Genomic DNA, 8,779 nt, shown 5'->3' with positions numbered 1-8,779 from the left:
CCGAGGCGGGTACCCCGACCGGTCACCCGGGCCCCGACGACGACGGCGACGACGACCCCGACCCCGAGCCCCCCAAGCCGGGCCGCGGGGAAAAGAAAGCGACCATTCTCCGACTGCTCACCGAATTCAACGGCGACGGCGCCCGGGTACGGAAGGAGCTGGAAAAGCCCGAATACGTGAACCTGTTCGGGGAGACCGCCAAGGCCACCATTTACAAGTACCGCACCAACACATGGCTCCCTGCCGTCGTCCGAAACCTGGTGATCGAATTCAAGGACCCGGAAAAGGTCCTTAAGGAATTGGACCGCCAGGGAATCACATACGACACCAAGAAAATCGCCCCGGTGATTGAGCAGTACACCGAGGAAAACGCCAACATCCGGCCCCTGCGGGCCGGGCGGAGTTGATCCGCACACAAGCGGGGGCGGCCCCCTCCATTCCGCCAAGAAAAGCGGGGCCGCCCCACCCACCCCACCCAATTCCCATAAACACGCCCGAGAATCAGCGAGGTATCTGCCATGATCGCACGCCGTACGCCGCACACCGCCCGGCCCGCCGTCGCCACCGTCACCCCCGTGCCCGAGGACCAGCACGCCGACCGGGCGCCCCTCCCGGCCGAGTCCGGCGGGCCCGGCCCGCTCGGCGTCCACATCCCCGCCCGGGTCCGCACCCTGGTCGTCCGCGCCGGTCTGCTCGGCACCGCGGCCACCGCCGGGGCCGTCGCCGTCACCCCGGCCGTCCCGGTCCCGGTGGGCGTCCTGGTCCTGCTCGTGCTCACCTCGGCCGGGACGGGCGCCCTGGTGGGCGCGTCCCTGGACACCGACCGCACCACGGCCGCCGAGCGCGCCCAGAGCGGCCAGGACGGCCCGGCCGGGGGTGAGGGGCGGTGACCGGCTCCCGAGCCCGCACGGGCCGCCTGAGGGCCGCCCGGGGGCGGTGCGAGCCGCTGGCCCCCGTCCCTGGTCTGCGCACGTTCCCGTGCGCCTGGTGCCCGGGGACCACGGGGGAGCTGCCCGAGGGCACCCCGCCCGCGGAGCGCATCTGCGACGGGTGCGTGCAGGGCCGTCTAGACACCCGCTGACCCCCCACGATCGGGGCCGCCCCCGCCGTCCTCGGGGGCGGCCCCACCACCGCCGACACATCGAAGGAGACACACGCCATGGCACACGCCTACGTCAGCACCGACCCGGCCGCCCGGACCACCGAGATCGCGGTGATGGGGGCCCGGCACCCGGTCGGCCGGCCGGACCCGGAGGCGGCCCTGTGGACCGCCACGATCACCGAGCCCTACGCACCCCGGACGTGGATGGACGCGGTTGAGGCCGCCCTCGGCGCCGCCGGGTGGCACGTCCTCGGCGGCCGGTGGCGCCGCCCCGACCGGGACGTGCCGATCATGTGGGCGCGCGTGGCCCACACCGACGGCGAGACGGCCACGCGCGGGGAGCTGCGCGACCGCTGGCGGGTCACCACCCTCGGGCAGCTGCCCGAGGGGGCGGTGATCGGCCTGCACATGGACCGGGACGACCGGATCATGACCGCCGAGGCCGGGGCCGACTGGCACCCGGCCGAGCACGCCGACCGGCCCGGCGCGGCCCCGCCGGTCGGGCCGTGGGTGCTGCGTGCCCGGATCGCCGCGGGGCCCCGGGCGGTGTCGGGGGCGATCGTTGAGGTCGGGTGGCACCCGGACGGCCAGACCGCCCCGGTGGGTCGGGCCCGCCTGCGCACGATCACCGGCGCCGCCCGCACCCCCGTATGGGTGGTGACCCCCGAGCCCGTGGGCGAATAGGCAACAAAAGGCGGGAATGGGCAACACCCATTCCCGCCGGATCACTGGACACCGTTTCTACAATGTGCAATCGCCCGGCCGGTGTTACCGCACCGGTCGGGCGCATGACCCGACGAGAGGGTATCCCACCATGTTTCTCCCTGGCCCCCAGCAGGACACGGCCCGCGCCGCGGCCGAGTTCCGGCGGCAGATCGCCCGTAGCCAGCCCAAACCCCAGAAGCCGCCCTACGGGTGGCGGTGGTTCTCCGGCGCGCCGCTGGATGGCGCGCCGAGGACCGACGCGACGTGGTTTCTCAGCGCGAACCAGAGCGTTGACCCGACTTACCGGGGGAAATTCCACACCCGGCCGCGGATCGTGCGGGCGGGAATGCGCACCGGCGCGACCCTGGCACCGCCCGCGGTCGGGGTGGCCTGGTGGGTGGATGAGCGGCTGACCATGGCTGTGCTGTGCCTGGTATTCGTGCTGATCTCGGCGCGCGCCGGATACAAAATGGCCACGGCGATCATGGAGAGCCGTCACCAAAGGCGCCTGGTGCAGCCGCTGGCCGCGGTTTTGGCTCCGGTGCTGGAAACCAATAAAGGCACCATTATTCGGGGAATGGAAATTCCCAGGGATTATCTGTCCGACGATGAAACCGTTTTGACGGTGCCGCTACTGGACACCTGGCGGCCGGACCAGGTGTCACAGGCCGTCAAGCTCATTCACGTGCGCCTCGGCGGAGAATGGAATCACCAGACCACCAAAGAGGCTCCGTATTTCCTGCGGTTGACACATAAGCCCGCGCCGCCGAATTTCGTTTCCTATAAGGAGGTGGCCCACCTTCTCCGCCAGGGGTCGGACGCGACGCCTCTGCTGGGGCTCGGCGTGGAGGCCGCTCCCGTGCGCCTGAATTTCGATGATGAGGCGCCGCACATCGGTATGTCGGTCGGTACCGGCGGCGGTAAGTCGTCCCTGATGCGGCTTCTTATCGCACAGCTGGCCTACCACGGGGTGGACCATTTCACGGTCATCGACCCGAAAATGGTCTCGCTCCAAGGCATGGACGCGATCATTCCGGGGCTGACGATCTACGACCAGATCATGTCGGAGTGGGCGGCGATCGCGAATTTCCGCCGGGAGATGGACCGCCGGTACCTTGAATTGCGGGACAACCCGAAAGCGAAATTCGACCGGTGGTTTTTGATCCTGGAAGAGCAGAATGCGTTTGCTCTCGAATCGGACATCGTGTGGAAGGAAATCAAGGAGAAGAAGGACCCGGCCCGCCCGCCGGTGTGGGCCGATATCGCTTTCATTCTCGTCAAGGCCCGCCAGGTGAAAATGCACGTGGTGGCCGCTTATCAGCGCATGGATGACCGGTCCACCGGCGGTTTCGGCCTGCGCGACCAATTCGGAATGAAACTGCTGTCCCGCTTCTCCCCGTCGCAGTGGGATATGCTTGTGGACACCCGTCCGCGCGCCATTCCGTCGAATGTGAACGGCCGGTGGACCTCGGTCATGGGAGGGTTGCACCGACAGGTGCAGCTCCCTTTTATGACCGTCGATGACGTGGCCGACCTGATGTCCTACCGGGACACCTCGGGCGTGGTGCGGCCGGCGTCCCCCGAGACGTCCCCTGAGGCTGTCCCCGGGGGTGGGGACGGGCCCGCCCCCCAGGTCGGGGGGGTGCCAGGGGACACGGGGGACAGGGGACAGCGGCCCGGCCGGGAGCGGCTGCGCCTGCTGCCACCGCCCCCCGAGGGCCTCGACGACGCCGTTGCCGACCTGGTTGCGCCCGAGCCGGAAGAAAGGCTGTACACCCTCAAAGAAGCGTCATCCGATTCCCCGGTGGGATTCCTGCCGGTCAAGTGGGAGACCGCGAAAAAGCGGCGCACGCGGGCCCCCGAAGGGGCATTCCCCGAGGGGGTCATGAGCGACGGCGCGGAGCGGTATACGAAAGACCAGCTGACCGAGTTTTTCGGAAGCGCTGAGAAATCCGAGCACAGCGGATAGAATGGCCGGTGTTCCGGCAAAAGGGGTCCCCCTCCGGGCGGGGCCCCTTTTCTCTTCCCGAATGGAGCACCCCATGTCCCGACGTGACACCTGGAAAAGGCACCGAGGACAGGCCGCGCAGCGGGCCCGAAAAACCCTCGCGAACCCCAATGCGGTCATCCTGGATACCGAGACCACCGGACTCGGCTCCACAGATCAAATCCTGGAAATCGGAATTCTCACCGCCAGGGGAGATGTCATATGTGATGAGCGCATCAAGGTCGACATACCCATTGGAAAAAGCGCGTCCCGTATCCACGGAATCCGACAGGACATGCTCACCGACTGCCCGAGGTGGGGCGAGTTCCTACCCTGGATATGGGGAGACCTGTCACTCCGCGGCGTGAATGAAATCGTCATCTACAATGCGCCCTTTGACCGGCGAATGATCGCCCAATCCTCGGCCGCAAGCCCAGACCCGGAATGCCATATCTCCACGAAAGCAATTCTCGGCCTAGATCACTGGTGCGCGATGCACGCCTACGCTGCCTACGTGGGAGACTGGCAGGAATGGAGCGGAGACTACCGGTGGCAGCGGCTGCCAGGCGGCGACCACTCCGCTATCGGGGACTGCCGGGCCACCCTGAAAGTCCTACAGACAATGGCACAGGAAAGGGAATGACATAAATCCCTGTGCATATCACCCCTGGATGCGCAGTCCTCCCCGCGCGAGCGGGACACTCTCGCACAGCGGCCCCCGCCCGGGATCGGGCGGGGGCCGCTGGCCGTGGTGGGGTCACCGGCCCCGCAGACGCGCCAGCACGCGGCCGAGGCCGCGGCGGGGCCGGGGCGCGCCGAGGTCCCGGCCGCACCCCGCGCACGTGCGGGGCTCTCCGCCCGTCAGGACGTCCGGGGCCGGCCGGTGGCACCGCGGGCACGTATAGATCCTGCTGTGCCCGTCCCATGCCAGCGCCCACCACACCCACCACGGGGGCGGGACCGCCCCGGCCCGGACAGCATCGCGGACCAGGCGCGCCAGATGGTGGGCCCGCTCGGTCCCAGCGTGGATACGGGGACGGCGGGCCTCGGCCAGCTCGGCATACCAGGCGGGCACGTCCCGCCAGAGGTCCCCCTCCCGCCAGATCACCCCGCACCGGCACTCCGCCATCACCACGCCCCGCACGGTGGGAGAGACGGGAATCTCCGGCAGATACCACAGCCACACCCACCCGTCACCGCAGCGGGGGCAATCCACCCGAGCGCCGGTGCGCGGGTGCTCCCAGAACGGCAGGCCTCTCGTGTCCTCGGGCACGTGCCCGAGCGCTACCGGGGGCAGTAGCAGTACCGGGCCGAGGTGGTCCCCGCCGTCGGTGAGCGCCAGCGCCTCCCGGGCAGGGCCGGGGGCTCTGCGCCGGGGGGCCGTCCCGAGACCGCGGACTCCCATCACCACGACATGACCGCCGAGGACCAGGACGCCGACGAGCCCGAGGACGGGCGGGACCGCGGTCACTAGGGGATGCATGTAGGCCAGTATCCCGGGGTGACCGGCCCCGGGTGGGGGATGCCGCACCCGGGATTGGCGGGGGCGGGTACGTCACCTCGGTCACGTACCGGCCGGGGCGGTCACGTACCGGTCTGCCCGGCCGGGCCCGAAGCCAAGGGCTCTGGGGCTTCGCTGCATCCGGCGGGGGTATGTGTCCTTTACCGTCGCTTTTCCCTGCCCGTCCGCCCGGCCCCGTAGCGTGCGCACAAGCAGGAAAGGACGGGCCATGTCCATAGATTCGCTCGATGTCAGGCTGATACGGGCTATCCGGGAGCGGGGCAGTATCGCCGCCGCGGCCCGCGCGGTCCACATCAGCTCACCCGCAGCCAGCCGCCGCGTGTCGGCACTGGCCGCCGAGATGGGGGGACCCCTCGTGACCCGCAGCGGTACGGACACCAGACTCACACCCCTAGGCCAGCGCTACCTGGCATGGGGCTCCGACGCCCAACGGAAATTCGACTCCATCGCCACGGCCGACGATGACGACGACGTCACACCGATCTACGTGGCGGTCCTCGGCGCCGCCCTCGGCACAACCGGGCCCGCCATCCTCGCGGAGTGGAGAGCCCGTTTCCCCGGGCGACGCCTCGTGCCCATGCCCGTCACAGCACAGAGCATCGCGGACCCCCTCGCCCAAGGCGCGGACGTGGTTTTCGGCCAGCTACTCGGAGACGAGCCCGCGGCACTCGGATGGCAGACCCACGTCACCACCAGCGCCCCCCGCGCCCTGGTCATGCCCCGCGAATGGGACCAGGCGGACGCCGACATGCTCACCCCGCCCGAGGTGGCCGACCTACCACTGATCTACGCCACCGCCGGAGACGCACGCCACGCACAGTGGATGAACGACCTACCCGTCCACGAGGGCCCCCGCGACACAGCGGTCACCACACCCGATGCCGTGGCACGCGCTGTCGAGATCACGGGCCGGGCCTCCCTGCACACCATGGCCGCGGCCCCGACCATGGCCACCCCGGACACGGCATGGGTGCCCCTGGCCGGCCGCCCGCTGGATATCGGGGTCGCCATCCACCCCGACGCACCGCCCGCTGTCCGCGCGCTGTTCGACCTGGCTCGACTGTGCCACACGTTGGATGACCTCGACAGCCTCGACCTGTAGCCGACACGGCACAGTGTGTCAAGGGGGGGCCGGTGCGCACAGCGCACCGGCCCCCCCTAGTGGTCCAGACCGGGCCGTGATGATCTGGACCAGTGGCCGCCCGTGGCGGAGGGGCGGCCACACACCCACACCCGAGGGGAGCATCATGGAGCCCGTGACCACCCCGGTAATCCCGGGTCGTTTGTGGACTACCACCGGAGCGCGCACGCCCGGCGCGACCATCCTCGTGCAGGACGGCCGCGCCGTGATCATGGACCACGGTATGGACATGCCCACGTCCGGTGACCTGCTGTCCATGCTGACCGGGCGACCGGGGCTGACCCTGGTACACCTGGTGTGGCTCGGCTGGAACCAAGGCCTGAGCGAGGCCGCGCCGGAGCACGTCCCCGGATCGTGGCCCGCCGCCCTGCCCGCATCTGTGGATACCAGCCCCGGTCTGGCCCTGTACCGGGTGGGAGCGCATCAGGCCGTGGCGTACTACGCGCCGGACGCGGTCGTGATCGCCGGTGACCTGTTGGCCCCCGGGGTGCCTGAGCTGTCCGGCCTGACCCTGGCCGAGGCCCGGGATTTCCTGCTGTGGGCTCGGGGGCAGGACCCGCAGGCGGCCACGGGCTCCCGGGGGGTCGCCCTGACCGATCCGGCCTCGGTCGGCCGCGCGATCAGGACCAGGCTCGCCTATCTGGAGACGCTGGAAGAAACGGTCCGCGACCGGGTCCGGTCGAGCCACACGGCGCGCGACATCTGGTGTGCGGGGACGTGGCGTGCCTGGCCGGGAGACCCGCGGCGCCACCTGATCAACGTTCACGCGGCGATCGCCCATGTGACCGGGGTGCCCATGGACGCCGACGCCGTGCGGGCCGACCTGTCCGCGCTGGCACCCGCGGCCCCAGCCAGTCCCGACCCCGTTGCCGCCTAGACCGCCCTGGTTCCGCCCACCAGGGCACCCCGCCCGATGCGATTCCCTCCGTCCCATCGGGCACCCGGCCCCGCCCCCCTGTGCAGGGGGGCGGGGCTCTGCGGTTCTGTCCGGAGGGGCCCGGCGGTACGGTGCTACGGCCCGCGCTCCCGACCCCCGGAGGTACGCCGTGACCCGCCCCCTGCTGACCCTGGCCGCGCTGGCCGCTCCCGTCCTGGCACTGGCCGCCTGCGCAGCGCCCACAGCTCCCCAGAGCGGCCACAGCACCCCGAGCGGCGCGCCCGGGACCGTCGCCCTCACCGTGGAGATCAGCACCGATCACGGCGGTCTGGCGCCCCACGGGGACGGCGATACGTGTACGTGGCACGCACCCGAGTACACCGTCCGGGACGGCGCCGGGACCGTGGTGGACGTGGGGGAGCTACCCGACACCGAGGGCCGGGTACGGGATGACCTGTGCGTGCTGACCGTGAGCCTCCCGGCCCCGCCCGCTGACGTCTATGACGTGGAGATCGCCGCCACTGTGCCCGGGGATCGCACCGAGTACACCGGTGGCGACATGATCAGCCGGACCGACGCCGAGGCGGGGCACGCCCTACAGGTCTATGTGGACGGCCCTCCCTCCCGGTACTAGATCTCGGACCTACCCCAATTCTGCTCTTGTTTGATCTATCTAGATCACTCTGATATGGTCGTGTCAACGGCCCGGGGGCGCAACACCCCGGCGCCGCGGCGGCCCCCAGGGGGCTCTGACACATCAATAGAGGAGACACCATGAGCAGCGAATACACGCCGTTCCCGAGGTTCGATGACGTCCCCGAGGGGGCGCCCATCACCCTGTGGGCCGAGCGCTGTGTATGGCCCGGGGTCGTGGCGGTCGTCACCGACGACCACATGGACGTGCGCACGCCCTACGGGGCCGCGCACATCACCCGCGCCGAATGGTCCCGGTTCGGGGTCCTCCCCGGCGACCATGACCACCGGTGGGCGGTTGAGTGCGGCATCCGGCGGGGCTACGGAGCCCGGCCCGAGGTCGAGAGCCTGCCCCACGTGCGGCCCCTGGTCCGCCACCTGTGGTCCGTGGCAGACCTCGGGATCGGACTCGCCTCGGTCCCCGAAGGAGAGGCCGCGTGGTTCGGTGACGGCACGGTCTCCGGTCTGGTGGTAGAGCCCGCCGACGCCGAGGTCTACATCTGGTCCGTCACCGAAGGCCGCATCACCCGAGACCCGGTGATGCCGGTCGTAGCGGACATCCTCACCGCCGAGGGGTACACCACCTCGTGCCACTGGCCGACCGCCCTCGGAGACCCCACGGCGGTGCGGGTAGCACTCCCGGCCGACAACGGGTAGCCCCCGGCCGGAACCCCTCGCCCCTTCGGGCGGGGGGTTCTGTCGTGTCCGGGCCCGACCGGGCCACCCCGGCCCCCGGGGTCCCCGCCACGGCC

The 8,779-nt window shown here is 70.4% G+C and carries 9 protein-coding genes; all 9 read left to right on the top strand.

The window, feature by feature from the left end:
* Positions 1-407: hypothetical protein (locus BUE45_RS32840; RefSeq protein WP_178378713.1), on the top strand; the 407-nt coding region annotated here is incomplete at its 5' end.
* A gap of 111 nt (positions 408-518) precedes the next feature.
* A complete protein-coding gene (locus tag BUE45_RS32835; protein WP_073384438.1) occupies positions 519-890 on the top strand; it encodes a hypothetical protein in 372 nt (123 codons plus the stop codon).
* 269 nt (positions 891-1,159) lie between these two features.
* Complete coding sequence (locus BUE45_RS30745) at positions 1,160-1,786, top strand: hypothetical protein (protein ID WP_073384437.1); 627 nt, start codon at positions 1,160-1,162, stop codon at positions 1,784-1,786.
* 16 nt (positions 1,787-1,802) lie between these two features.
* Positions 1,803-3,776, top strand: a complete 1,974-nt coding sequence (locus BUE45_RS30740) for a hypothetical protein (protein ID WP_143173550.1) — start codon at positions 1,803-1,805, stop codon at positions 3,774-3,776.
* Between the two features lie 73 nt (positions 3,777-3,849).
* Positions 3,850-4,437, top strand: a complete 588-nt coding sequence (locus BUE45_RS30735) for a 3'-5' exonuclease (RefSeq protein WP_073384435.1) — start codon at positions 3,850-3,852, stop codon at positions 4,435-4,437.
* A 1,087-nt stretch (positions 4,438-5,524) separates the two neighbouring features.
* On the top strand, positions 5,525-6,418 hold the full coding sequence (locus BUE45_RS33670; RefSeq protein WP_073384433.1) for a LysR family transcriptional regulator: 894 nt from the start codon (positions 5,525-5,527) through the stop codon (positions 6,416-6,418).
* Positions 6,419-6,599: 181 nt separating this feature from the next.
* On the top strand, positions 6,600-7,334 hold the full coding sequence (locus BUE45_RS30720; RefSeq protein ID WP_143173549.1) for a hypothetical protein: 735 nt from the start codon (positions 6,600-6,602) through the stop codon (positions 7,332-7,334).
* A gap of 169 nt (positions 7,335-7,503) precedes the next feature.
* Positions 7,504-7,968: a hypothetical protein gene (locus BUE45_RS30715; RefSeq protein WP_073384431.1), complete on the top strand. Its 465-nt coding sequence runs from the start codon at positions 7,504-7,506 to the stop codon at positions 7,966-7,968.
* Positions 7,969-8,108: 140 nt separating this feature from the next.
* A complete protein-coding gene (locus BUE45_RS32830) occupies positions 8,109-8,684 on the top strand; it encodes a hypothetical protein (protein WP_073384430.1) in 576 nt (191 codons plus the stop codon).
* Positions 8,685-8,779: the final 95 nt, after the last annotated feature.

The organism is Nocardiopsis flavescens (assembly GCF_900141985.1).
Classification (GTDB): Bacteria; Actinomycetota; Actinomycetes; order Streptosporangiales; family Streptosporangiaceae; genus Nocardiopsis; species Nocardiopsis flavescens.
This window is presented reverse-complemented; position numbering and strand designations above follow the sequence as displayed.

What these genes read in the sequence shown, in the direction of transcription:
- BUE45_RS32835 (WP_073384438.1), top strand. Translation starts at nt 519, where the DNA reads ATGATCGCACGCCGTACGCCGCACACCGCCCGGCCCGCCGTCGCCACC.
- BUE45_RS30745 (WP_073384437.1), top strand. Translation starts at nt 1,160, where the DNA reads ATGGCACACGCCTACGTCAGCACCGACCCGGCCGCCCGGACCACCGAG.
- BUE45_RS30740 (WP_143173550.1), top strand. Translation starts at nt 1,803, where the DNA reads ATGGGCAACACCCATTCCCGCCGGATCACTGGACACCGTTTCTACAAT.
- BUE45_RS30735 (WP_073384435.1), top strand. Translation starts at nt 3,850, where the DNA reads ATGTCCCGACGTGACACCTGGAAAAGGCACCGAGGACAGGCCGCGCAG.
- BUE45_RS33670 (WP_073384433.1), top strand. Translation starts at nt 5,525, where the DNA reads ATGTCCATAGATTCGCTCGATGTCAGGCTGATACGGGCTATCCGGGAG.
- BUE45_RS32830 (WP_073384430.1), top strand. Translation starts at nt 8,109, where the DNA reads ATGAGCAGCGAATACACGCCGTTCCCGAGGTTCGATGACGTCCCCGAG.